Origin of the sequence: Pseudomonas sp. UBT (assembly GCF_050915955.1) — a bacterium.
Lineage (GTDB): Bacteria > Pseudomonadota > Gammaproteobacteria > Pseudomonadales > Pseudomonadaceae > Aquipseudomonas > Aquipseudomonas antarctica_A.
In genome coordinates this window covers 3,718,251-3,739,830 of the sequence record NZ_CP168079.1, presented here as the reverse complement: position 1 = coordinate 3,739,830, position 21,580 = coordinate 3,718,251, and the positions used below count along the sequence as shown (strand labels likewise).

The window sequence follows — 21,580 nt, the reverse complement described above, 5'->3', positions numbered from 1 at the left end:
CGGTACTTCGCTTGTACAAGCATCTTGGCGCCAGTACCATTACGGCTCTCTTTTTCCGGCAGGAGCGGTTGCATGATTGCGGGCAGTATGGTGGCACTGGTCACACCCATGGATGCACAAGGTCATCTCGACTGGGATAGCCTGGGCAAACTGGTGGACTTCCACCTGCAAGAGGGCACCAACGCCATTGTGGCGGTCGGCACCACAGGTGAATCGGCCACCCTTGATGTGGAAGAACACATTCAGGTGATCGAATTCGTGGTCAAGCGCGTCGCGGGTCGTATCGCCGTGATCGCCGGTACGGGCGCCAACTCGACGCGTGAAGCGATCGAGCTGACCAAAAACGCCAAGAAAGCCGGCGCCGATGCTTGCCTGCTGGTGACCCCGTACTACAACAAGCCGACCCAGGAAGGCCTGTACCAGCACTTCCGCACCATTGCCGAAGCCGTTGATATCCCGCAGATCCTTTACAACGTGCCCGGCCGCACTGCCTGCGACATGAAGGCCGAGACCGTGATTCGCCTGTCCACCGTACCGAACATCATCGGTATCAAGGAAGCCACCGGCGACCTGCAACGCGCCAAGGACATCCTGGCCGGCGTGAGCAGCGACTTCCTGGTGTATTCCGGTGACGACGCCACGGCGGTCGAACTGATCCTGCTGGGTGGCAAAGGCAACATCTCGGTGACCGCCAACGTTGCCCCGCGTGCCATGAGCGACATGTGCGCCGCTGCCATCGCCGGTGACGCCGTGAAAGCGCGTGCGATCCACGAGCAACTGATGCCGCTCAACAAGACACTCTTTATCGAATCCAACCCTATTCCCGTGAAATGGGCGCTGTTTGAGATGGGCTTGATGCCGGACGGTATCCGTCTGCCGCTCACCCGGCTCAGCGAAGCCTGTCACGAACCGCTGCGACAGGCCCTGCGCCAGTCCGGCGTCCTGGTTTAATTGAGGAAGCACTACGCATGAAGCGATTGGCCGGACTTTCCGCACTTGCCTTGATTATCTCCAGCACCAGCGGCTGCGGTTGGATTTGGGGCCCGGATGGCTACTTCCGTGACCGCGGTAGCGATTACCTGGAAGCACAAGCAACCAAACCGATGCAACTGCCGCCCGACGTCAATGTCGCCAAGCGCCTTGACCCGTTGCTGCCGATCCCGCGCAACGTCGCCGACGACACCGCCAAGGGTGAGTACGTGGTGCCGCGTCCACAGCCGATCTCGGCCGTGGCTGACGCCAGTGACTACAGCCTGCAGAAGAGCGGCGACAACCGCTGGATCATCGCTCAGCGCCCACCTGCCGAAGTCTGGCCGGTGGCGGTGCAGTTTTTCCAGGACAACGGTTTCCGCATTGATCAGCAGCGTCCGCAGACCGGTGAGTTCACCACGGCGTGGCAGCACGGCAGCGAACTGTCCGCCAACATGGCCAAGCGCCTGCAGGCCGGTGGTGTAGCCGCCGACAGCGAAGCCCGTGTGCGTGTGCGTATCGAGCCAGGCGTGCAACGCAATACCAGTGAAGTCTACGTGGTCAGCGCCGAGCGTCCTGCCGGCAGCACTGCCAACGTCGATTTCACCCCGCGTTCGGTCAACATGGGCGTTGACGCCGCGCTGGTCGACGAGATGCTGGCCAGCATGAGCCGTATCTCCGAGAAGGGTGGTTCAGTCTCCCTGCTCGCCGCCGGTAACTTCGACACGCCTAACCGCGTCAGCCTCACCGAAGACGGCAGCGGCAACGTGGTGCTGACCCTGGGTGAAGACCTCGACCGCGCCTGGGCCAGTGTTGGCCGTGCGTTGGAGCAAGGTCCTTGGCGCGTTGAAGACATCAACCGCAGCCTGGGCCTGTACTACATCAACGTGGCTGAAAAGGCCGAGAAGAAAGACGACGAGCCAGGCTTCTTCGGCAAGTTGTTCGGCAGCAAGCCGACCAAGGAAGAGATCGAAACCCGCGCCGAGCGTTACCAGGTTCGTCTGAGCAAGGTTGGCGAGAGCGTGCAAGTCACTGTCGAGAAGAACATCAACACCGTTGCGCCTGCTGAAACAGCACGCAAAGTGTTGGGCGTGATTCAGGACAACCTGGGCTGATCCGATGCGCTTTGCCGTTCTCGGCAGCGGTAGCCAAGGGAACGGCACGCTGGTCGCTCATGACGACACGTACGTGCTGGTGGATTGTGGTTTCTCCCTGCGGGAAACCGAGCGGCGCCTGCTGCGCCTGGGGGTAAACCCTGCGCAGCTGAGCGCGATTCTGGTGACCCACGAACATGCCGACCACGTGCATGGCGTGGGTTTGCTGTCTCGGCGCTACAATCTTCCGGTGTACCTGAGTCGCGGCACCTTGCGCGGGATGCGCAAACCCATAGAACCCGCAGGTTTCCTGGCCGGTGGCGAGACGCTGCAGATTGGTGCGTTGAGCATCAATGTGGTTGCCGTAGCGCACGACGCCCAGGAGCCGACGCAATACGTATTCAGTGACGGTGAGCGGCGTTTCGGCGTGCTCACCGACCTGGGTTCCTACTGCTCAAAGGTACTGGACGGTTACCGTGACTTGGATGCATTGATGATCGAGTCCAACCACTGCCGAGACCTGCTGGCACGTGGTCATTACCCGTACTTTCTCAAGCAACGGGTGGGCGGCGAGCTGGGACATTTGAACAACCACCAGGCGGCGTACCTGGTGTATGAGTTGGGCTGGCAAGACTTGCAACACCTGGTCCTGGCCCACCTGAGCAGCAAGAACAACCTGCCGCAGCTGGCCCGGCAATGTTTTGTCGACACCCTCGGGTGCGACCCGGACTGGCTGCAACTGGCCGATCAAGATTCAGGGCTCGACTGGCGACACATCGCCTAGCCCACCATTTAGCAAGCGGAGCCCATCATGGAAAAACGTGAAGAACTCTACCGCGGCAAAGCCAAGTCGGTGTACAAGACCGACGACGCCAACCGCCTGATCCTGCTGTTTCGTAACGACACCTCGGCGTTCGACGGCAAGCGCATCGAACAACTTGATCGCAAAGGCATGGTGAACAACAAGTTCAACGCCTTCATCATGCAGAAACTCGAAGCGGCCGGCATTCCGACCCAATTCGACAAACTGCTGGGCGACAACGAGTGCCTGGTGAAGAAGCTGGACATGATCCCGGTCGAATGCGTCGTGCGTAACTACGCCGCCGGCAGCCTGGTCAAGCGCCTGGGCGTGGAAGAGGGCCTCAAGCTCAACCCTTACACCTTCGAGCTGTTCCTGAAGGACGACGCCAAGGGCGACCCGTTCATCAACGAATCCCACGTCGTGGCGTTTGGCTGGGGCACCGCCGAGCAGCTGGCACGCATGAAGGAGTTGTCCCTCAAGGTCAACGACGTGCTGAGCAAGCTGTTCGACGACGCAGGCCTGCTGCTGGTCGACTTCAAACTGGAATTCGGCGTGTTCCACGACGGCTCCATCGTCCTGGGCGACGAATTCAGCCCGGACGGCTGCCGTCTGTGGGACAAAGACACCAAGAAGAAGATGGACAAAGACCGCTTCCGCCAGGGCCTCGGTGACGTTATCGAAGCCTACGAAGAAGTCGCCAAGCGCCTCGGCGTACCGCTTTAATCGACGCAAGCATCTGATAGAACGGAAAAAAATCGCTTTTGGGGTTTGCTTCCGCGAAACACACTGTTATGATGCGCGCCGTTGGAGAGATGCCAGAGTGGCCGAATGGGACGGATTCGAAATCCGTTGTACCTTCACCGGTACCTAGGGTTCGAATCCCTATCTCTCCGCCATTACATAGAAAAAGCCCCGTCGCTGAATAAGCGACGGGGCTTTTTTGTTTTCAGATGTTCGTACTTGTTTCTACCACTCCTGCCTCCCTGTTTTCTTGCGTAAGCCGCATTTCAGTCGTTCTCTGGGAGCGCAGCCCTGTTGGAGTGGGCCTGCAGAAGGGGCTGCTTATCTGGCGCTTATGCCTGTCGGCAGCCTTCATCGCCTTTGACTGTCTCTTGTTAGCGGTATCGACATCTGGTGCCTGAAAAGGTTGTTAGGGTCTACCTGGTTTTTCAGGGAAATCAACTCATCTACCAATCCCGAGTCTCCATAGTAAAGTTCCAGCCAACTGTCATCAGGCCTGCCGTTTACCACTAGCATGTCGACATCCGGATAGTTGATATAGCAGCCTTCATATCGCCCCTCGACGCCCGGTCGCTGATTGGGTTGACTGGCGTGGACGTCTTCGTAGATTTTATTGATCCATGCGAGTTGAATATTGTCTTGAGCGGGGTCAGTCCAGTAGGTTTGATATTGAGACTTTAATATTGACTTACGCTGTGGAACAGCCGTGTTTCCTTGGCCCAGGCTATTGATTCTCCCACCATAAGAGTCAATTTGGACAAGGGATTGGCTGAATGTCCCATGTTGGGAAGGGGTGCTCAGATTATTATAAAAAGCATCGCATTCTTCGTCGGTAAAGTTATCCACTTGGTAGGCGGACTTATATTTTCCTCTTTGATTGTTTCCTGACCCATTAATCATCTGGGTGATATAGAACCAATCCATGAGCAATCCAGGCGACGCTTGGCTGATAGCTCTGCCAGCCATGCTATGCGGTCTTGGCGCGATGTTGGGTAATACGAAACCGTCGTAGAACTTGCCGTGCCCCGGTGCGGCACTGTTTATAGCCGAGAGGAAATCGTTAAAGGGAGCATCTCGCTCGTGATCGCCCACCAGGCCATCGCATCCCGTGTATTGGATGGCAAGAATGATTTTGGGGTTGGCGTCGATGTGATTCAGTTTCAGCAGGCTGAATAGACCACCGTTGGCTTTTGATAAAATAGGCGAGGTTGCATCTGAATCGTTTTTGGCGAACCAGTCGTGATAGCCACGCAAAAATGTTCTAAAACTAATGTTGTCAAAGTCAGACCAGTCCCAGGAGAGCGTTGTCCAATAAGCTTTTTGTGGCGCCTCGGGCAGGTCGTTGAAGTAGTAACGAATAATGATGCCGAAATTTCCGCCACCGGCTCCGCAGCAAGCCTTGAAAAGTTCTCGATGCAGCTTGAGATTTGAATGGGGGGTGACATGGATGGGGACTAACGATCTGCCGCTATTGGCGGGGTCCGGAATCAGGATGTCCACGCCGGTTACCCAGTCGACCGTCAACCCCTGAAGGCGCGACAGTAAACCGTAGCCACCGCCGCTGATGTGGCCTCCGAGCCCCACGGAGTAACACGAACCGCCAGGTATCGTCTTGCCACTCTGTTTGTACATTGCCACATAACCATCCCAGTTCTGGCTACCTGTGAAAGCAGCGTATTGGTAATGGGTGGGGGTATGACTGTCATGTTTATAGAGCGGTTGAATATTGCCATCCGTATCATGAGAAAAACCTTTAAGTTCGCCCACGTCAATAATGGCTAGATTTTCGTTGTTTAATTGGTTCGACACGAAGCCTTCATAGCAATGTGCTCCGCTCCTTACGGTGATCCGAAAGCCTTGTGAGAGGGCTTCATTCGCAGCGTCCAGTACTTCTTCTGGTGTTTTGCACACGTAGATTCGTTTCGCTCCCGTTCCGGGACTTGGCGGCCAACGGAGATTGAAGCCTTTCTGTAAGGTTGAAAATGTCTTGTTGTCTTCCGTTATTGTAATAAAACTCGAGTTGCCTGTTGGGGTACTCATACTTGTGCGCCTCCTTGCAAAAAATATGTGCCCTGCGCTGCGCAAGTGTCCTGACTGTTAGTGCTCAATCAGAATGTAAGTGCGTGTTTCACTAGGCGTATCTCACCTTAGTCTATATTTTCACGCTGTCCATGCTTCTTGCTAAAGCGCTTAGCCTGATATTTTTAGGTGGGTATCCGAAAGGTTATCGGTTGCTAATCGTCATACACTACTGTTTCGCCCGTGTGCTTGGCGGTAGAGAAGGGTGAGGTGTGTGTCGGTCGGCGTTCGCCGCCTTGTGTTTTCTTCTTTTGTCGTCGAATTTATTTTTTATGATGGACAATCTAAAAGCTTGCGCTAGCCTTAGGGGCTCACTCTAGAGTGAGGCGCCAATTCATCAAAGAGATGAGGTGTCAATAATCTCGGGCCATGTACGGCTCCTAGTATCGTTCTGAAGGAATAGAACAATGTCTAAGATTGATTTTTCATTGCTGAAGTCAACCATAAATGATTCAGCTTCTTTGATGCCTGACATCGCCAATAAAAAAATCCTGATGGGCTTTTGGCATAATTGGCCAGCGGGCCACAGTGACGGTTATCAAGGTGGGCATTTCGCTAATCTAGAACTGGTGGATATACCCAGGGACTACAACGTTGTTGCCGTGGCTTTTATGAAAGGCCAGGGCATTCCTACGTTCAAACCCTATAACCTCTCCGACGACGAGTTTCGCCGCCAGGTGGGCGTGCTGAACAGTCAGGGCAGGGCTGTCTTGATCTCGTTGGGCGGTGCCGACGCTCATATCGAGTTGCACAAAGGGGATGAACAACCTCTGGCCAATGAGATCATCCGCTTGGTTGAAACATACGGCTTCGATGGGTTGGATATCGACCTTGAGCAAAGTGCCATTGATTTCGCTGACAACAAGACGGTGCTGCCGACAGCCTTGAAACTGGTCAAGGATCACTACAAGGGTGAGGGCAAGCATTTTATTATCAGTATGGCGCCTGAGTTTCCCTATCTCCGGGCGGGCGGCAAGTACGTTGATTACATTCAGGCGCTCGAGGGCTACTACGATTTCATTGCGCCTCAATACTACAACCAAGGTGGCGATGGGATCTGGGTTCAAGAATTCAATAACAGTCAGGGCGTCTGGATTGCGCAGAACAATGATGCGATGAAGGAGGACTTTCTTTACTACCTGACCGAGAGCCTGGTAACCGGCACTCGGGACTACATCGCCATCCCCGCGGACAAGTTCGTCATTGGCTTACCGACCAACATTGACGCTGCGGCGACAGGCTATGTCATTGAGCCTGCTGCGGTGGTTAATGCGTTTAAACGTCTCGATGCTGCGGGCCATTCCATCAAAGGACTGATGACCTGGTCGATCAACTGGGACAATGGCGTCAGCAGGGACAATGTTCCCTACGATTGGGAGTTCTACAATCGCTATGCCCCGTTGATTCACGGTGATACAGGTATCGGCGACCGGCCAACGGCTCCCGCCAATTTGTCCTATAAGGACGTGACTGAAACCCGCGTGACCTTGAGTTGGGGGGCCGCAGCGGGCCCTCGTCCAATTCAAACATACACGCTGTACCGCAACGGGACCCCCATAGGTCAGACGGCGAACTTGACGCGGGAAGACTCGGGTCTAACCCCGAACACGCAGTACAGTTACTTTGTTACGGCAACCGACTCTTTGGGAAAAGAGTCGCTTCCCAGCATGAGCCTGAGCGTTAGAACCGCCGGAGACGTAACCGACCCCGAGTATCCTGAATGGCAATTGGACCATCGGTATCGCAAGGGGGATGGCGTGACTTACGAGGGCAACAGGTACTTGTGCCTGCAAGAGCACGCATCAAACTCAGGCTGGACACCACCCGTCGCCTTTACCCTGTGGTCGAAGGTCGCAATCAAACGACGAGCTTAGAGCGGTAGGAAAAAGCCCGGCAGAAGTGCCGGGCTTTTCTTTGCCTTTGAATAGGGCTATTTCGTTTCTGTCGTCCGGTTAGCCAGGCTGGGCCGCCAAGCTATTGCTCACATTACGCCCCAGCACCAGCACCGTTACAAAGCCACAGCCCACCAACGCTGTCGCCAGGCTCAACAACACCGCGCTACCCATTTGATCAACAATTTGGCCGCCGAAGAACGACCCCAAAGCGATGATCACCTGGAACAAGGCAACGAACAGTGGCATGCCGCGTTCGACGTCCTTGGGGGCGACGACAAACATCCAAATACTGGCGCAAGCCGGGAAGGCGCCGAAGGCGAAGCCCCAGAGTGCGATCAGCATTGCGGCGCCGGTCATGCCGGTGGCGAAGTAGGGGAACAGGGCGGTGCTGGTGCCGATCATCAGTGCGACCAGCAACAGGGTGTGACGCACGCTGCGGTTGGCGGCGAAACCGGCAAAGACATTGCCCATTACCCCGGCCACGCCGTAAAGCAGTAGCAGTGAGCCAATTGTCGGGCCGTCGAAGCCGGAACTGTTTTTGAAGAAGGGCGCAACATAGGTGTATGCAGCAAAGTGCGCCAGGCCGATCAGCAAGACAGCGATCAAGCCGACCCGTGCTTGCGGGTTGATAAACAAGGCTGGCAGATCACGGATCTGAATAGCCTTTTCCGGGGTGAGTCGCGGTAGCAGGAATACCTGCGCCAGCAGCACCGGTACGCCCACGATTGCGGTGACCAGAAAGGTCATGCGCCAGCCCATCAGGCCACTCAGCCACGTACCCACGGGCACGCCCAGTACCGTGGCCAGTGTCACCCCCATCATGATGATTGAGGTCGCCTTCGCTACGCCTACGCCCTTGGGGGCCAGGCGGCCGCTGAGAGCGATGGCCGTTGCCCAGAAACCACCGATGCTGATACCCAGCAGCACGCGGCCGAACAGCAGCAGGTTGAAGTCGCTGGCGTAGGCCACGACCGTGTTGGCGATGATCATGATCAGCGTCAGGCCAATCAGCAGGTAACGCCGGTCCATGGCGCCAATGCTCACCGACAGCAAAGGCGCGGCGAGGGCGGCCATGATGCCGGGCAGGGTGACCATCAGGCCGGCATGACCGGCACTGATGCCGAGGTCGCTGGCGACGTCGTTGAGTACGCCCACGGGCAGAAACTCACTGGTCACCAGGGCGAAGGCACCCACGGCAACCGAGAGAATCGCCAGCCACTGCTGTTTGACACTCTGTTGATTATGTTCAGGGCGGCCGCTGGAGGCCTGGCTGACGCTTGGCATGGTGTTGGGTTCCATAGGGGAATGTCGCTTGAAATCAAGCGATGCACGGGCAGGAAAAGTGGAGGCGATTATAGGAATTAGTTTTGCTAATCACACAGGCGATCGTTTCGATAATAACCATCAGTGCAATCGATTCGACGCCCTACGGGACGATTGCGCTTTTCGTACCGGTTTCTCCAATGTTGCCTACAAACAGCGCGTTGCGGCTCTCACGGTAACTGCCTATCTTGGTTTTGAGGCATTTTCAGGTAGAAAATCCCACACCGCAAAGGACATGCAGCATGAGCAAAAACACCAAAAGAACCTCCGATAACATGGCCAGTCTGGCCGCGGAAACGCTCAGCAACCCCAATTCCTCAGCCATTGCCAAAAGCCTTGCTGCTTCAGCGTTGGCTCAGAGCGGTACCGATAAGCAGACGAGTGCAGAGATGGAGGAGAAAGCCGGGAAGGCGCTTCAAAGCGATAAATACAGCGACGCTACAAAATCCCTTGCTGCCTCGGTTCTCTCCCAAGCCAATAAAGAACGGGGAAACTGAATGGCACGCTCCGCCATTACCTGAAAAAGCCCCGTAGCCAAATAAGCTATGGGGCTTTTTCGTAGCCGGGTGTCCCGGTTTTCTCGGCGGGCTCGCCTCTATTATTTGCGTCTCAGTGAATGGCGTCCGGCTGCTCGGCGCGAATCGCCCAAGGGCCGGCAGTCACCCGAGGCTTAACCTGCTGATGGAAAGGGCGCATTGTGCTATCTGCTGCTGTACTTCCCTATCGTTACGGAGCATGACCACCATGAAGATCCGCCACGAACACGCCGTTGGATACCGCACTGCACTTTTATTCGGGGCTTGCCTGGGCGCAGCTTTGCTCGCAGGCCAAGCCTATGCCTCTGGTGATGAATCGGCACCGCCCAAGCCCAACTGCCCCAAAGGCCAGGTCTGGGACACCAAGACCGGAAAATGCGTGCTGCAAACCAGCAAAGCCACCTCAGACACCGACCGTACCGACTATGCCTACCGCCTGGCGAAAGATGGGCGCTATGACGAGGCGCTGGCCTTGCTTGATACCCTGCAAAACCCGAATACCGCCAAGGCCCTCAACTACCGCGGCTACGCCACGCGCAAACTGGGGCGTACCGATGAAGGCATCAGTTATTACCTGAAGTCGGTCGCGCTCGACCCCAACTACGCCCAGGTTCGCGAGTACTTGGGTGAGGCCTACGTGATCAAGGGCCGCGTCGACTTGGCACAAGAGCAATTGGTGAAAATCAAAGCCTTGTGCAGCACCACCTGCGAAGAGTACGAAGACCTGGCCGAAGCCATTGCTGCCGCGCCACAGGCTTGAAAAAGATGAGTGAACCCGCAGGGTACAGCCATCACCCGTGATGGCTGTATTTCGTCGCGACTAGAGCGTGTTGTTCTGACAACAGCCCCCGGCTGAGGACTGCGTAATGGCGGTATGATATCCTTGTGCCATCACGCATTGTGATCGTCACGGAGGATGTTATGAAGACGTTGTCGTTGGTAGGGTTGCTGGTGGTACTGGCCGTTAGCCCGATGTTCGCGGTGGCGTGCCCGAAAGGCACGCACCCGGTGGGTGGCACTGGGTCGCACCACAAGGGTGGGACTTGCCAGTAGCCATTGTTTGGGCTTGGGCTGGGCTAGTGCTGTAGGCTGTCGCTGGCAATCGCCAGCGATGTGCTCACCAGTTTCAATACTCGGTTACGACCACCTTCTGCCAGTAAATAAGTACCGTCCCCCGTTCGCACAATCGACTGCGGCGCCTTCAAGAACGACAGAATCGTCTGTTGCTGCCCCTGTTTGTCGATCAGCAGCAACCTTGCCCGATGCGTCGAGTCTTCATTGACCCACAGCCCGCGTTCATCGCACATCAAAAACGTCGGTTTGTTCAGGCCCGCCATCACCACAGGGTCGCTGCCGTCTTCGGTCAGCTCCCGTACCACGCCTTTTTTCTTTTCCGTGTAGAGCATTCGGCCATCGGTGCAACGCGTAATGGATTCGCCCTCGTGCAACTGGTCGCGCACGACGGTCAGGGATTGGTCGCTCCAGCGATAACGCAATAGCCGCCCATTGTCCTTGCGGTCTTCGATGGCGTAGAGGTCATCACCCTCGACCCACAGGCCTTGAACGTTTTCACCCCGGAACAGCTCAGTGACGACACCCTCCTTGAGAAAGCTGACGGGGGCGTCGCCGGTTTCCTGGCTGAACACCCAGCCGCCGTGCGTTGCGAACATGCCGTCAGGTTTGGACAGGCTGCCGACCACCACTTCGCGTTGCCCGTCGGGATGGATGCGCACGATGCTGCCTTTCGCATCGTTGAGTTCCTGGCTGACCATCAGCGAGCCGTCAGGCAAAGGCATCAGCGAGGCCGCTTTGGGCACATCGCTGTGCACGGTTTGAACACTCCAGCCGGCCGCCGCGCTCACGGGGTAGAAGCTTTGCCAGGCGAAAAAGCCCAAGGTTGCACTACCCATCAAGCCGATCAGACTTAACCCCCATCGCAGAAATTGATGCAGGGATCCGGTGTCAGTCATTTTTATCTTCCTTGTTTATTGATCAAGCTGTCGGTCAGCGTCGGCGAGATTCTCACGCGTCTCCCGAGGGGGCGTGTGCGCCGTGACTCTGGAACCGCGCGGCATAATCCTGGCCACCGTAAAACACTCCCAGGATCGACACCGCATGAGTATCGGCGGCGACCCTGAATGCGATGGCGGTGGTATGCCGGTAATGGGTGATGCGCAACGTGGGTAGCAGGTCGTCACGGCGGGTGCCGCGCAAGGGCAACACGCAAAGGCTTTCGCAGTAGCTGATGAGGTTGTCAACAAAGCGTGCCGCTACCACTGGGGATTCGGTATCGCTGATGTAGTCTTCGAGGGCGTCAAGCTGGGCTAACGCCTCAGGCGCAAAGGCTACCGAATGACTCACGGTTTTTCGGTACTCTTTCGCTGACGTTTTGTCGTCATGTGTTCGCGAACCTGCTCGGCGGACAGTGCCCCGCCAGGGTCGGCCGTGAGAGCGGCAGCCGCAGGGATCACCTGGTCGCGCAACCAGTCCTCCATCGCGCGGTCACGCGCCAGCAGCACCCTCAGGCCGTCGCGTATGACTTCACTCTCGGTCGCGTATTCACCGGCAGCGACCTTGGCTTTGACCAGGGCGGCCATCTCGAGTGGCAGGGTGATGCTCATTTGCTGGGTTGAGCGCATGTCGACGTCCGCAGGTGTTGAGTAGGATTCAATCCTACTGGTCCATTGGCGTGTTGCAAGAAGCAACTGACCGATACCGCTCGATGGCGTCTCGTCGTCGGTCCAAAAAGGGTGGGGGTTCTGGCAGGTTTCCATGAGCGTCTTTCTCTCCCGTTGAGTAGGTCAGGTCGAAAGTATTGACGCTTTTTGCCGACTGTGTGGCGCCGGCGAGCGAATAACCCACTGATATGTATGACTTCATATTTGTAGCAGGGTTATTAATACAAACCGGCCCCGTCACGCATGGCGCCCCATCCCCGCCCATACGATAATGCCCCTCAAATCGACCACACTGGCCTTCCCGTGAACATCAACTTCGACCTCAACGACCTCCAAGCCTTCCGCGCCGTGGTGGACAAGGGCAGTTTTCGGGGTGCCGCCGAGGCCATCCGTATCTCGCAACCGGCTCTCAGCCGGCGTATCGAAAAGCTTGAGTCCGCCCTCGATGTAAAGTTGTTCGAGCGCACCACGCGGCGGGTCAGCCTGACCATGGTCGGGCGAGCGTTCCTGCCCCAGGTGGAGCGCATACTCGACGACCTCGATACCGCCTTGATGGGCATCAGTAACGTGGCGTCCACGCGCATGGGTAACGTCACCATCGCCTGTGTGCCGTCCACCGCTTACTACTTCATGCCCCACGTAATCTCCGAATTCCACAAGCTGTACCCGAAGATTCGCCTGCGGGTGCTGGATGCCAGTGCCGGTGAGGTGTGCAACGCGGTGGAAAGTGGCGAGGCGGATTTCGGCGTGAGTTTCAGTGGCAGCCTGGCCGACGAGGTGGAGTTCGAGCTGCTGTTTCAGGAGCGCTATGTGCTGGCCTGTCGGCGTGGTCATCCGTTGGCCGAGCGCGCGAGCGTGACCTGGGCCGAAGCGTATGAGCACGACTACATCACCGTGGACAAAACCTCAGGCAACCGCTTCCTGCTGGACCAGGCCTTGCGTGGCGTGCGCGTGAAAAAACCGAGTATTTGCGAGACCCACCACGTGACCACAATGATCGGGCTGGTGGAGGCGGGGTTGGGGGTGGCGATGGTACCGTCGATTGCGATGCCGGCGGGCACCCATCCCATCCTGGTGAGTGTGCCGCTGGTCGAGCCGCAGGTGATGCGCCATGTGGGCCTGATAAAACGCCGCGGGCGGACATTGCCGCCAGCGGCGCTGGAGTTGGAACGGTTGGTGCGGGAGATGCCGTTTCGGTCAGCGTGATACCGAGTCCAGGCCGGTGGATTGCACCACCGGTTGCGCTTCGGGCGAGGCCAGGTAATGCAGCAACGCCTTGGCCTGGGCCGGGTGGTCGGCGTTGACCGGTATGCCCGCGGCAAAGCGCGTCACCGACTGCACGTCTTCCGGGATCTTGCCGACGTAGGTCACGCCCGGCACCGGCAACAATTCCGCCACCTGCTGCAAGCCCACCTCGTAATCACCCTTGGCGACCTGTTCGGCAACCGGGAGGCGTTCGATCATCGTGCCTTTGGCCGGCATGCCGAGCTTCTTGAACAGCTCCTTCTCGACATACACACCGCTGGCGCTGTCCGAGTACGCCACGGACTTGGCCTTGCTCAGCACTGCTTTCAACTCGGCATCGGTGCCGATTGCAGGCTTGGCCGCGCCTTCCTTCACCACCATGCCGATGCGCGAGTCCGCCAGTTCGACGCGGGACGCAGGGTCGACCTTGCCCTGTTTGATCAAGTCATCCAGGGCATAACCGACCATGATCACCACGTCGGCATGTTCGCCACGGGCCAGGCGGTTGGGAATCGCTTCCGGCGCCTTGCCCATCGACGGGCCGAGGATAGTGTCGAGGGTGTCACCGCTTTGCTGGGCGTATTGCGGGCCCAGCAATTTATACGCGGCGGTGAAACCACCGGAGGTCATCACCTTGAGCTCTTCGGCCTGTGCCGTCAGCGCCAGGGCGCCGAGGGCCAGGGCCGTCAGGGTTTTGAACCACGGCTTCATCACGCAGCCCCCTGCATCACCTGCCCACGGGTATTGGCGCGACGATACAGCGCGAGGGTCGAACACAAGGCGCACAACGCGGCAAACATCATCCAGTAGGCCGGCGAAGCCTTGTCTTCGGTGATGTGAATGAACCAGGTGGAGATCGCCGGGGTGAACCCACCGAAGATCGCCGTCGCCAGGCTATAGGCCAGGGAGAAGCCCGCCACGCGCACTTCCACCGGCATGATTTCGGTCAGGGCCGGAATCATTGCGCCGTTGTACATGCCGTACAGGAACGAGAACCACAGCAGGGTTTCCAGCATATGCGCGAAGCTTGGCGCGTTCACCACGAACGACAGCGCCGGGTACGCGGTGATAACGGTCAGGGCGGTCATCGCCACCAGCACCGGCTTGCGGCCGAAGCGGTCGCTCAGGGTGCCGCCGATCGGCAGCCAGACAAAGTTCGACACGGCTACCAGCAACGTCACCAGCAGTGCATCGGAGGTGCTCAGTTGCAGCACCGTCTTGCCGAAGGTCGGCGCATACACGGTAATCAGGTAGAACGCGGTGGTGGTCATGGCCACCATCAGCATGCCGCCGATGACCATGGTCCAGTTTTTCACCAGGGTCGCCAGCACTTCGCGCATGGTCGGGCGATGCTTGCGATTGGCGAACTCTTCGGTTTCCTGCAGGTTACGGCGCAGCACGAAGATGAACGGGATGATCACGCAGCCGATGGCGAACGGAATGCGCCAGCCCCAATCGGCCACCACGGCCGGTTGCATCCAGACGTTCAGGCCATAGCCCAAGGCGGCCGCGACCACGATGGAGATCTGTTGGCTGCCCGACTGCCAGCTGGTGTAGAAGCCTTTGCGCCCGGGTGTGGCCATTTCGGAGAGGTAAACCGAGACACCCCCCAGTTCTGCACCGGCAGAGAAGCCTTGCAGCAAGCGGCCCAGCAACACCAGCAACGGTGCCCACAGACCGATGGTTTGATAACCCGGCACCAGCACGATCAGCAAGGTCCCGCTGGCCATGATCGACAGCGTCACGATCAACCCTTTGCGGCGACCCACGTCGTCGATATAGGCACCCAAAATGATCGCGCCCAGTGGACGCATCAGGAAGCCTGCACCAAAGACGGCGAAGGTCATCATTAATGACGCAAACTCATTGGCGGCGGGGAAGAACGCGGCAGCGATATAGGTGGCGTAGAAGCCGAACAGAAAGAAGTCGAACTGTTCGAGGAAGTTGCCCGAAGTAACGCGGAATACCGCACCAACTTTCGAGCGGGCAGAGTCGGGCCGGGAAGGGCTAGTCATGGTTTTGTGTCTCCAGCGTTCTTTTTAAAGTGCTTGTTTCGCTTAAGACCGCGGATAGTGGCTGACACATTTAGAAATGATAAGTGAGTAATTTGGATGTATTGATGCGTCAAGGCTATCAATCGTCCGTCGCGTCAAAAATCCACACCCTGTTCTATGCTTAAGGTGTGACCAATTCTTACGGATGGGAGGTGGCAATGGCTAACGAACAGAAGCGTCAGGATGAGTCGGCGCGCGTGCAACCCGAGCGCCGGCATGAGGAAGAAAAGCCGCAGACCTGGAAGCATCCAGATGACGGGCATGAGCTTTCCGAGCGGGATCAGGAGCGCCCGCTGAAACCCTGAATATCCAGGCAATGATGATCAAACGGTGGGAGCTGGCAAGCCGGCTCCCACTTTAATTCCATTTTCAGCCTTGAATCGGCGTACACAACTCCACCAACGTGCCATCCGGGCAACGCACATACGACACCACTTGCCCCCAAGGCTTGGTGCTGGGCGGCGACAGCTCCTTTGCGCCATGCATGAGCGCCTTGGCATGGGCGACGAACACATCTTCGGTCACGAACCCAACCTCCATTCCCAAAGGCTTTCTAGAGGCATGCGCCGCTATGTGCCCGCCCTCGAAATTCAGTTCGCCCAATTCATGGGCGGCAAACGAGAGGGTGGTGTCGCCGGTTTCCAATTCGCCATAGGTGCCCGATTCATGCAGGAAACGGCGACTGAAACCGAAGGTCTTTTCGAAGAATGCCAGTGATGCGGCCACGTCCGGCACATAGATGATGGTGTAGGCGAATTTCATGGTTAAGCAGTCCTTGCTCAGAGAGTCAGCGTGTTAAAAGGCAGGCATCGGTTTATCAAGCCAGGGCGGAAACAGGGAAGCCCAGCGCCAGTACCCAATAGGCCACCACTGCCGCCAGGCACAGGCCGATAAACACCCGCAGCAAGGTCCTCGCCGTGGGGTGTGCGAGAAACCTGACAACCCAGAGGCAGTACCCGGCCACGACAATGGCCAAGGCGAGAATGACCAGCACGAGCGTGTTCCTGTGACCTTCAAACGCTGATTTATAGCGCCAAAGCCACCCGATGAACAGTGTGCACATAGACGCAGCCCCCTGGCCTTTCTAAACTGCGGCTTGTCTTGGGGAAAGGGGCGGGCGCCGATGAATCGCAATGAATTACGCAAGGCCGACATCAACCTGATGGTGGTCTTCGAAGCACTGATGCTCGAGCGCAATGTGACGCGTGTGGCAGAGAAGCTGTTTCTCGGCCAGCCCACCATCAGCTCGGCCCTCAACCGTTTGCGCACCTTGTTCAATGACCCGCTGTTTATTCGCGTCGGCCACCGCATGGAGCCCACTGCCCGTGCAGAAGAGATCATCCAGCACCTGTCGCCGGCCCTCGATTCCCTGTCGTCGGCCTTGAGCCTGACCCACGATTTTGACCCCACCCAGAGCACCATGACCTTCCGCATCGGGCTGTCCGATGACGTTGAGTTCGGCCTGCTGCCGCCCTTGCTGCGGGCCTTGCGCCAGGAGGCGCCTCTGGTGGTATTTGTGGTGCAGCACGTGGATTACTGGCGTATCCCCGACCTGCTGGCTTCAGGCGATATCACCGTTGGCATCACCCAGACACGCGGCCTGCCGGCAAATGCCAAGCGTAAACTGTTGCGGCATATCCGCCCCTGCCTGTTGCGGGCCGACGCCTCGGACAAACCGCTGACCCTCGACGAATATTGCGCCCGCCCGCATGTACTGGTGTCCCACACAGCCAACGTGTCCGGGTTTGCCGATGAATGGCTGGCGGAGATTGGTCGCAAGCGCCATGTGGTGTTGTCCGTGCCGCAGTACAGTGCGCTGCCGGCGTTGCTCGCCGGCACCGACATGATCGCCAGCCTGCCGGACTACACGGCCCAGGCCATGGCGGCCGGCGGGCACCTGTTTTGCGAGCCATTTCCATTCGAAACCCCGACCCTGGACTTGTCCATGGTTTGGCTCAGCCATGTCGATACCGACCCGGCGGAACGTTGGATGCGTTCAAGGCTGGAGGCATTTATGAGCGAGCGGGACATGCTGCCGGTGCTGGCGCCAAAATCTTGAGATAAGCCCTTCAGGGAGAGCCACCGATGATCCTATCCCGTTCCTTGCTGCGCGGACGCGGCAGCCATGACAGCGGCAAGGTGGGCATGGTCGAGCTGTTTTTCGACCTGGTGTTCGTGTTTGCCGTGACCCAACTGTCCCATTCGCTGCTGGCCCATCTGACCCTCGGCGGCGCGGTGCAGGTGGCGTTGATGATGGTCGCGGTCTGGTGGGTGTGGATCTTCACCTCATGGGTCACCAACTGGCTCGATCCGGAGAAAATCCCGATTCGCATCGGCCTGTTCGGCTTGATGGTGGCCGGCCTGCTGTTGTCCTCGTCGATTCCCAAAGCATTTACCGACCGCGGTTTGCTGTTTGCCGGCGCCTACGTCTTTATGCAAGTAGGCCGCACGCTGTTCGCGTTGTGGGCCGTGCGCGGCGAGTCACTCAACATGACCCGCAATTTCCAGCGGATCCTGGCGTGGATGCTCTGTTCCGCGGTGTTCTGGGTCACTGGCGCGCTGTTCGACGGTGAGCAGCGCCTGGCGTTCTGGGCGCTGGCGCTGTTGATTGAGCTGGTCTCGCCGTCGGTGTATTTCTGGGTGCCGGGGCTCGGGTGTTCGACACTGGCGGACTGGAATGTGGAAGGCAACCACATGGCCGAACGTTGCGGCCTGTTTGTGATCATCGCCCTGGGCGAATCATTGCTGGTGACCGGCGCCACCTTCGCGGAGTTGCCCTGGAGCATGGAAGGCCTGGGCGCATTTCTGGTGGCCGTGGTGGGCAGCATTGCCCTGTGGTGGATCTATTTTGACAGCGGCGCCGAGCGCGCCCATCACCGTATCGCCAGCTCTGCCGACCCGGGTCGCCAGGCACGAATTGCCTACACCTACCTGCACGTATTGATCGTCGCCGGGATCATTGTCAGTGCAGTGGCTGATGAGCTGGTGCTGGTGCATCCGGGGCATGCCAGCCAGGCGGGTGTCATGGCGATCATCGCCGGCCCCGGGGTGTTTCTGTTGGGCAGTGCGCTGTTCAAGTGGGTGATGAGTGACCGGCCGTTGCCGCCGTTTTCTCACCTGGGCGGGTTGCTGATGTTGCTGGTGCTGTTGCTGCTGGGGTTATCGCAGGTGTTTTCGGCCTTGGCACTGGGGGCGCTGACCACCGCTGTATTGGTGATCGTAGCGTTTTGGGAAAACCGTTCGTTGCGCAGCGTGACCGAAGTTTCACATTGAAAGCGCTCCGAATCAGTTCGGCTGCGTGCTATACGTATGACTCTTTTCCTACAACCATTCGGAGCTTTTCATGCCGCACCTGCACCTGGAATACACCGCCAACCTCACAGGCCTTGCCGTCGAGAAGACGCTTCTGCGGCTCAACAACGTGCTGATGGCATCCGGGCAGTTCGGTTCCGAGTTCGATATCAAAAGCCGCGCCGTGAAGGTCGAGAGTTTCCAGGTCGGCACTTCCCTCGGCCCGCGCGGTTTTATCGCGGTGAAGCTGTCGCTGCTCAGCGGGCGGTCACCGCAGGTCAAGCAGCAGCTGTCGCAAAGCCTGTTGGCGGCGTTGCAGGACCTGGGTGATTGGCCGGCGGATGCGCAGGTTCAACTCAGTGTCCAACTGGTGGACATGGATCGCGATTCCTACAGCAAGGTAGCGATCGGCTAAGGGTTACAGTAGCCCCTGGTCCGCACACACCTTCACCACCTGCTCGCGAAACCATGTGTTGGCGCGGTCCTGCTCACTGGTTTCGTTCCACTGCATGTCCAGTGTGAACCCCGGTAAACCGTTGGGCGCTTCGCAATGGCCGAACACCGTGGCCGGGGCCAGCAGCTTTTGTACGCGGCGCGGCAGGGTAACGATGAAGTCAGTGCCGGTGATCATCTTCAAGGCCGCGCTGTAGCTGTTGGCCCGGGCGATGACCTGGCGCTTGTGCGCCTGGCGTGTAAGCCAGCCGTCAATCATGTTGGTGTCGGATGTCCACGGCGTGGGGAACACGTGGCGCCGCTCGACGAACGATTGCAGGCTGAACGTCGGCTCGCGCGGTGCCGAGCGTTTATCGAACACGCACACCAGGTCGTCTTCCAGCAGCATCTGGGTCTTGAAGTCTTTGTGGGCGCGGTGAAAGTGCGGGCCGAAGCAAATCACCAGATCGAGGCGGCCTTCACGCAGGTCGTCGGCGGGGATCTCGGTTTCCAGCTTTTGCACATTGACGATCACCGGCAGGTCGGCCTGGTCGAAGTTCTTCAACAGGCGCGGCAGGATCAACTGCTCGAAGTATTCCGGGGCGCACACATTGAAGGTCACGGCCTTCTGCGTCGGGTCGAAGGCCTGGCCACCGGCATGGCACAGGTTGATGCTTTCCAGGATCTTCTGCACATGCTCGTACATGGTGGTGGCTTTGTACGTAGGGCGCATGCCCGCCCGCGTGTTGATAAACAGCTCATCTTCAAAACTGGTGCGCAGTTTCTTCAGGCTGTAGCTCACGGTGGACTGGCTGACGAACAACGTTTCAGACACCTCGGTAACGCTGCTCTGGTCGTAGACGGCGATAAACACCATCAAGTCCTGCATATCGAGCTTTCTGAGCAAATTACTGTTTAGCATCCATTCCGTCCGGTAAGCCTTGGCACTGAGGCAGCGCGCGACAAGGGCAAAAGCTTAACGGAACGGTCGTGCCAATAGAAAGTGCTGTAGGTCGTTTCTATGTTTGGCTTGGGACAAAAAATGTTGGCAACACGACGTCAGCGGATATGTTGCGCGTAATGCTTTGGGTTGAACTGCGTGACGATCAACAGCATCACGACGATCACCGCAGTCAGCGACCACCAGGCCCATTCGAAGCTGCCCAATTGGTCGCGGATCATCCCGGCGATAAGGGGTGACAGGCCAGCGATCAGATAGCCGATGCCTTGCACAAACGCGGTCAGGCCGCCGGCGCGGCGAGGGTTGTCGAGGTGGTCGAGGGACAGGATCAGGCTCATCGGAAACAGGCCGCCAATGCCCAGGCCCAGCAGGCATGGCCACAACAGGCTCACGTGTTGCGGGCTCAGGATCAGGCCGCAGAACCCCACGATGATCAGCACCAGCAGCACCGCCACCACACCGCGTTTGTCCTGGCGGCGGTTGGCGATGGCCGGGGTAATCAGCCCGGACACCACTTCCATCGCAGTCAAGAACCCCAGCAGCAAACCGGCGTTCTGTTCGCTCCAGCCTTGCTCCACGTAATACGGCGCCAGCCATGCCAGTACACAGGTGTAGGACGCGGTACCAAGACCAAAAAAGACCGCCAGCAACCAGGCCCGGCGATTGCCCAAAAACGATTCCTGCGCACCGGCGTCGGCGTGCGTCAACGGCGGCAGCACCGAGCGCTGGGCATACCAGAACACCAGGGCCAACAACGCCAACACGGCCCAGATCGCCAGGCCGATGCGCCAGCTGCCGGTCTGCACTTGCACGAATGGCGAGAACGAAGCTGCCAGCGCCGCGCCACCCATGATGGCGGTGACGTACAGGCCCATGAACAGCGAAACGTTATCGCTGAACCGCGATTTGATCAGCGCCGGCATCACGGCCTGGATCATCGCAATGCCCACGCCGGCAGCGATTGCGCTGACGATCAGCTCCAGCGCCGAATCCAGAAACAGCCGTGAGAGCGTGGCGAGGCCAATGACTGCCAGCGACATCACAATGCTGCGGTGCTCGCCAAAACGCTTGGCCAGGCCCATGCCAAAGAACATCGCCAGGCCCATGGCCATGACCGGCAGCATGGTCAGCAACGCCGCGCTGCTGAAACTCAACGGCACATCCGTGCGAATCGACGACAACAGCGGGCCAATGGCGGCCATCGACGGGCGCAGATTAAGGGCGACCAGTACAACGCTGATCATCAGCCAGACAGCGGTGGCGGGTTTTGCGTGAACGTTTTCCATGGGCGGGCCTTGAATAGACAAGGGCGAATCAGGCCACGCACGGGGAGGGGGGGCAAATCAGAAAGTCGTTGGGGCTATCTAAAAATTGCAGGTGACTGATGCACCGCCAATCAAAATGTGGGCTTGCTCGCGAAAGCGGTGTGTCAGTCACAGATTCATTGCCTGATCCACCGCATTCGCGGGCAAGCCCGCTC

At 58.3% G+C, this 21,580-nt stretch carries 24 protein-coding genes and 1 tRNA gene; 14 read left to right on the top strand and 11 right to left on the bottom strand.

Annotated elements, in window-relative coordinates:
• Window positions 1-72: 72 nt before the first annotated feature.
• The 5 genes from dapA to ACDZ94_RS17175 all read left to right on the top strand — a co-directional run bounded on the left by dapA (window position 73) and on the right by ACDZ94_RS17175 (window position 3,761).
• Window positions 73-951, top strand: coding sequence for a 4-hydroxy-tetrahydrodipicolinate synthase (gene dapA / locus ACDZ94_RS17195; RefSeq protein WP_064451318.1), 879 nt, complete (start codon window positions 73-75; stop codon window positions 949-951).
• A 17-nt stretch (window positions 952-968) separates the two neighbouring features.
• Window positions 969-2,084 (top strand): outer membrane protein assembly factor BamC, encoded by a 1,116-nt coding sequence (gene bamC / locus ACDZ94_RS17190; RefSeq protein ID WP_432750501.1) that lies wholly within the window; start codon window positions 969-971, stop codon window positions 2,082-2,084.
• 4 nt (window positions 2,085-2,088) lie between these two features.
• Window positions 2,089-2,847 carry an MBL fold metallo-hydrolase gene (locus ACDZ94_RS17185; protein WP_064451320.1) on the top strand — a complete coding sequence of 253 codons (759 nt, stop codon included), beginning with the start codon at window positions 2,089-2,091 and terminating at the stop codon, window positions 2,845-2,847.
• A gap of 27 nt (window positions 2,848-2,874) precedes the next feature.
• A complete protein-coding gene (purC, locus tag ACDZ94_RS17180; protein ID WP_027604309.1) occupies window positions 2,875-3,588 on the top strand; it encodes a phosphoribosylaminoimidazolesuccinocarboxamide synthase in 714 nt (237 codons plus the stop codon).
• 83 nt (window positions 3,589-3,671) lie between these two features.
• A tRNA-Ser gene (locus tag ACDZ94_RS17175) sits at window positions 3,672-3,761 on the top strand.
• Between the two features lie 196 nt (window positions 3,762-3,957).
• Here ACDZ94_RS17175 and ACDZ94_RS17170 read toward each other — a convergent pair.
• Complete coding sequence (locus ACDZ94_RS17170; RefSeq protein WP_432750500.1) at window positions 3,958-5,646, bottom strand: FAD-binding protein; 1,689 nt, start codon at window positions 5,644-5,646, stop codon at window positions 3,958-3,960.
• Window positions 5,647-6,092: 446 nt separating this feature from the next.
• Between ACDZ94_RS17170 and ACDZ94_RS17165 the strand changes: the two genes are divergently transcribed.
• Window positions 6,093-7,559: a carbohydrate-binding protein gene (locus ACDZ94_RS17165; RefSeq protein WP_432750499.1), complete on the top strand. Its 1,467-nt coding sequence runs from the start codon at window positions 6,093-6,095 to the stop codon at window positions 7,557-7,559.
• A 78-nt stretch (window positions 7,560-7,637) separates the two neighbouring features.
• Here the strand turns inward: ACDZ94_RS17165 and ACDZ94_RS17160 are convergent, their stop codons facing one another.
• Window positions 7,638-8,864, bottom strand: a complete 1,227-nt coding sequence (locus tag ACDZ94_RS17160; protein ID WP_432750498.1) for an MFS transporter — start codon at window positions 8,862-8,864, stop codon at window positions 7,638-7,640.
• A 281-nt stretch (window positions 8,865-9,145) separates the two neighbouring features.
• On the opposite strand from ACDZ94_RS17160, the gene ACDZ94_RS17155 reads away from it, so the two are divergent.
• The 3 genes from ACDZ94_RS17155 (at window position 9,146) to ACDZ94_RS17145 (ending at window position 10,492) form a co-directional block, all read left to right on the top strand.
• A complete protein-coding gene (locus ACDZ94_RS17155; RefSeq protein WP_432750497.1) occupies window positions 9,146-9,400 on the top strand; it encodes a hypothetical protein in 255 nt (84 codons plus the stop codon).
• A 247-nt stretch (window positions 9,401-9,647) separates the two neighbouring features.
• Window positions 9,648-10,199 (top strand): tetratricopeptide repeat protein, encoded by a 552-nt coding sequence (locus ACDZ94_RS17150; protein ID WP_221294194.1) that lies wholly within the window; start codon window positions 9,648-9,650, stop codon window positions 10,197-10,199.
• A gap of 161 nt (window positions 10,200-10,360) precedes the next feature.
• Window positions 10,361-10,492 carry a hypothetical protein gene (locus ACDZ94_RS17145; protein ID WP_257784296.1) on the top strand — a complete coding sequence of 44 codons (132 nt, stop codon included), beginning with the start codon at window positions 10,361-10,363 and terminating at the stop codon, window positions 10,490-10,492.
• Between the two features lie 23 nt (window positions 10,493-10,515).
• Here ACDZ94_RS17145 and ACDZ94_RS17140 read toward each other — a convergent pair whose 3' ends face one another.
• The 3 genes from ACDZ94_RS17140 to ACDZ94_RS17130 all read right to left on the bottom strand — a co-directional run bounded on the left by ACDZ94_RS17140 (window position 10,516) and on the right by ACDZ94_RS17130 (window position 12,078).
• On the bottom strand, window positions 10,516-11,349 hold the full coding sequence (locus ACDZ94_RS17140) for a hypothetical protein (RefSeq protein ID WP_407016552.1): 834 nt from the start codon (window positions 11,347-11,349) through the stop codon (window positions 10,516-10,518).
• 112 nt (window positions 11,350-11,461) lie between these two features.
• Window positions 11,462-11,800 (bottom strand): type II toxin-antitoxin system RelE/ParE family toxin, encoded by a 339-nt coding sequence (locus ACDZ94_RS17135; protein ID WP_432750496.1) that lies wholly within the window; start codon window positions 11,798-11,800, stop codon window positions 11,462-11,464.
• On the bottom strand, window positions 11,797-12,078 hold the full coding sequence (locus ACDZ94_RS17130; RefSeq protein ID WP_432750495.1) for a ribbon-helix-helix domain-containing protein: 282 nt from the start codon (window positions 12,076-12,078) through the stop codon (window positions 11,797-11,799). The genes ACDZ94_RS17135 and ACDZ94_RS17130 overlap by 4 nt, the downstream gene beginning before the upstream one ends.
• Window positions 12,079-12,420: 342 nt before the next feature.
• Between ACDZ94_RS17130 and ACDZ94_RS17125 the strand changes: the two genes are divergently transcribed.
• Window positions 12,421-13,323, top strand: coding sequence for a LysR family transcriptional regulator (locus ACDZ94_RS17125; RefSeq protein ID WP_064451328.1), 903 nt, complete (start codon window positions 12,421-12,423; stop codon window positions 13,321-13,323).
• Here the strand turns inward: ACDZ94_RS17125 and ACDZ94_RS17120 are convergent.
• Entirely contained in the window at window positions 13,315-14,073 is a 759-nt protein-coding gene (locus tag ACDZ94_RS17120; protein WP_432750494.1) for a substrate-binding domain-containing protein, read from the bottom strand. The two genes, ACDZ94_RS17125 and ACDZ94_RS17120, sit on opposite strands and share 9 nt — an antisense overlap.
• Entirely contained in the window at window positions 14,073-15,377 is a 1,305-nt protein-coding gene (locus ACDZ94_RS17115) for an MFS transporter (RefSeq protein WP_128586705.1), read from the bottom strand. The genes ACDZ94_RS17120 and ACDZ94_RS17115 overlap by 1 nt, the downstream gene beginning before the upstream one ends.
• Window positions 15,378-15,574: 197 nt before the next feature.
• Here ACDZ94_RS17115 and ACDZ94_RS17110 point away from each other — a divergent pair, with 197 nt between their 5' ends.
• Window positions 15,575-15,721, top strand: a complete 147-nt coding sequence (locus ACDZ94_RS17110; protein ID WP_221294201.1) for a hypothetical protein — start codon at window positions 15,575-15,577, stop codon at window positions 15,719-15,721.
• Window positions 15,722-15,785: 64 nt separating this feature from the next.
• On the opposite strand, the gene ACDZ94_RS17105 is transcribed toward ACDZ94_RS17110, so the two are convergent.
• A complete protein-coding gene (locus ACDZ94_RS17105; protein ID WP_221294202.1) occupies window positions 15,786-16,178 on the bottom strand; it encodes a VOC family protein in 393 nt (130 codons plus the stop codon).
• Window positions 16,179-16,233: 55 nt separating this feature from the next.
• Window positions 16,234-16,410: a hypothetical protein gene (locus ACDZ94_RS17100; protein ID WP_167353681.1), complete on the bottom strand. Its 177-nt coding sequence runs from the start codon at window positions 16,408-16,410 to the stop codon at window positions 16,234-16,236.
• Window positions 16,411-16,539: 129 nt separating this feature from the next.
• Here ACDZ94_RS17100 and ACDZ94_RS17095 point away from each other — a divergent pair, with 129 nt between their 5' ends.
• The 3 genes from ACDZ94_RS17095 to ACDZ94_RS17085 all read left to right on the top strand — a co-directional run bounded on the left by ACDZ94_RS17095 (window position 16,540) and on the right by ACDZ94_RS17085 (window position 19,122).
• A complete protein-coding gene (locus tag ACDZ94_RS17095) occupies window positions 16,540-17,475 on the top strand; it encodes a LysR substrate-binding domain-containing protein (RefSeq protein ID WP_064451333.1) in 936 nt (311 codons plus the stop codon).
• Window positions 17,476-17,501: 26 nt separating this feature from the next.
• Window positions 17,502-18,689: a low temperature requirement protein A gene (locus tag ACDZ94_RS17090; RefSeq protein ID WP_064451334.1), complete on the top strand. Its 1,188-nt coding sequence runs from the start codon at window positions 17,502-17,504 to the stop codon at window positions 18,687-18,689.
• A 70-nt stretch (window positions 18,690-18,759) separates the two neighbouring features.
• Window positions 18,760-19,122, top strand: coding sequence for a 5-carboxymethyl-2-hydroxymuconate Delta-isomerase (locus ACDZ94_RS17085; RefSeq protein ID WP_064451335.1), 363 nt, complete (start codon window positions 18,760-18,762; stop codon window positions 19,120-19,122).
• Between the two features lie 3 nt (window positions 19,123-19,125).
• Here the strand turns inward: ACDZ94_RS17085 and ACDZ94_RS17080 are convergent, their stop codons facing one another.
• Entirely contained in the window at window positions 19,126-20,061 is a 936-nt protein-coding gene (locus tag ACDZ94_RS17080) for a LysR family transcriptional regulator (RefSeq protein ID WP_064451336.1), read from the bottom strand.
• Between the two features lie 137 nt (window positions 20,062-20,198).
• Complete coding sequence (locus tag ACDZ94_RS17075; RefSeq protein ID WP_432750493.1) at window positions 20,199-21,386, bottom strand: cyanate transporter; 1,188 nt, start codon at window positions 21,384-21,386, stop codon at window positions 20,199-20,201.
• Between the last annotated feature and the right edge of the window lie 194 nt (window positions 21,387-21,580).

Excerpts from the sequence above, each read along its gene's own strand:
- ACDZ94_RS17110 (WP_221294201.1), top strand. The coding sequence starts at position 15,575 with ATGGCTAACGAACAGAAGCGTCAGGATGAGTCGGCGCGCGTGCAACCC.
- ACDZ94_RS17105 (WP_221294202.1), bottom strand. The coding sequence starts at position 16,178 with ATGAAATTCGCCTACACCATCATCTATGTGCCGGACGTGGCCGCATCA.
- ACDZ94_RS17130 (WP_432750495.1), bottom strand. The coding sequence starts at position 12,078 with ATGCGCTCAACCCAGCAAATGAGCATCACCCTGCCACTCGAGATGGCC.
- ACDZ94_RS17150 (WP_221294194.1), top strand. The coding sequence starts at position 9,648 with ATGAAGATCCGCCACGAACACGCCGTTGGATACCGCACTGCACTTTTA.
- ACDZ94_RS17090 (WP_064451334.1), top strand. The coding sequence starts at position 17,502 with ATGATCCTATCCCGTTCCTTGCTGCGCGGACGCGGCAGCCATGACAGC.
- ACDZ94_RS17185 (WP_064451320.1), top strand. The coding sequence starts at position 2,089 with ATGCGCTTTGCCGTTCTCGGCAGCGGTAGCCAAGGGAACGGCACGCTG.
- dapA (WP_064451318.1), top strand. The coding sequence starts at position 73 with ATGATTGCGGGCAGTATGGTGGCACTGGTCACACCCATGGATGCACAA.
- ACDZ94_RS17085 (WP_064451335.1), top strand. The coding sequence starts at position 18,760 with ATGCCGCACCTGCACCTGGAATACACCGCCAACCTCACAGGCCTTGCC.
- ACDZ94_RS17115 (WP_128586705.1), bottom strand. The coding sequence starts at position 15,377 with ATGACTAGCCCTTCCCGGCCCGACTCTGCCCGCTCGAAAGTTGGTGCG.
- ACDZ94_RS17140 (WP_407016552.1), bottom strand. The coding sequence starts at position 11,349 with ATGGGTAGTGCAACCTTGGGCTTTTTCGCCTGGCAAAGCTTCTACCCC.
- ACDZ94_RS17080 (WP_064451336.1), bottom strand. The coding sequence starts at position 20,061 with ATGCTAAACAGTAATTTGCTCAGAAAGCTCGATATGCAGGACTTGATG.
- ACDZ94_RS17075 (WP_432750493.1), bottom strand. The coding sequence starts at position 21,386 with ATGGAAAACGTTCACGCAAAACCCGCCACCGCTGTCTGGCTGATGATC.
- ACDZ94_RS17120 (WP_432750494.1), bottom strand. The coding sequence starts at position 14,073 with ATGAAGCCGTGGTTCAAAACCCTGACGGCCCTGGCCCTCGGCGCCCTG.
- ACDZ94_RS17165 (WP_432750499.1), top strand. The coding sequence starts at position 6,093 with ATGTCTAAGATTGATTTTTCATTGCTGAAGTCAACCATAAATGATTCA.
- ACDZ94_RS17145 (WP_257784296.1), top strand. The coding sequence starts at position 10,361 with ATGAAGACGTTGTCGTTGGTAGGGTTGCTGGTGGTACTGGCCGTTAGC.
- ACDZ94_RS17170 (WP_432750500.1), bottom strand. The coding sequence starts at position 5,646 with ATGAGTACCCCAACAGGCAACTCGAGTTTTATTACAATAACGGAAGAC.
- ACDZ94_RS17095 (WP_064451333.1), top strand. The coding sequence starts at position 16,540 with ATGAATCGCAATGAATTACGCAAGGCCGACATCAACCTGATGGTGGTC.
- ACDZ94_RS17155 (WP_432750497.1), top strand. The coding sequence starts at position 9,146 with ATGAGCAAAAACACCAAAAGAACCTCCGATAACATGGCCAGTCTGGCC.
- purC (WP_027604309.1), top strand. The coding sequence starts at position 2,875 with ATGGAAAAACGTGAAGAACTCTACCGCGGCAAAGCCAAGTCGGTGTAC.
- bamC (WP_432750501.1), top strand. The coding sequence starts at position 969 with ATGAAGCGATTGGCCGGACTTTCCGCACTTGCCTTGATTATCTCCAGC.
- ACDZ94_RS17160 (WP_432750498.1), bottom strand. The coding sequence starts at position 8,864 with ATGCCAAGCGTCAGCCAGGCCTCCAGCGGCCGCCCTGAACATAATCAA.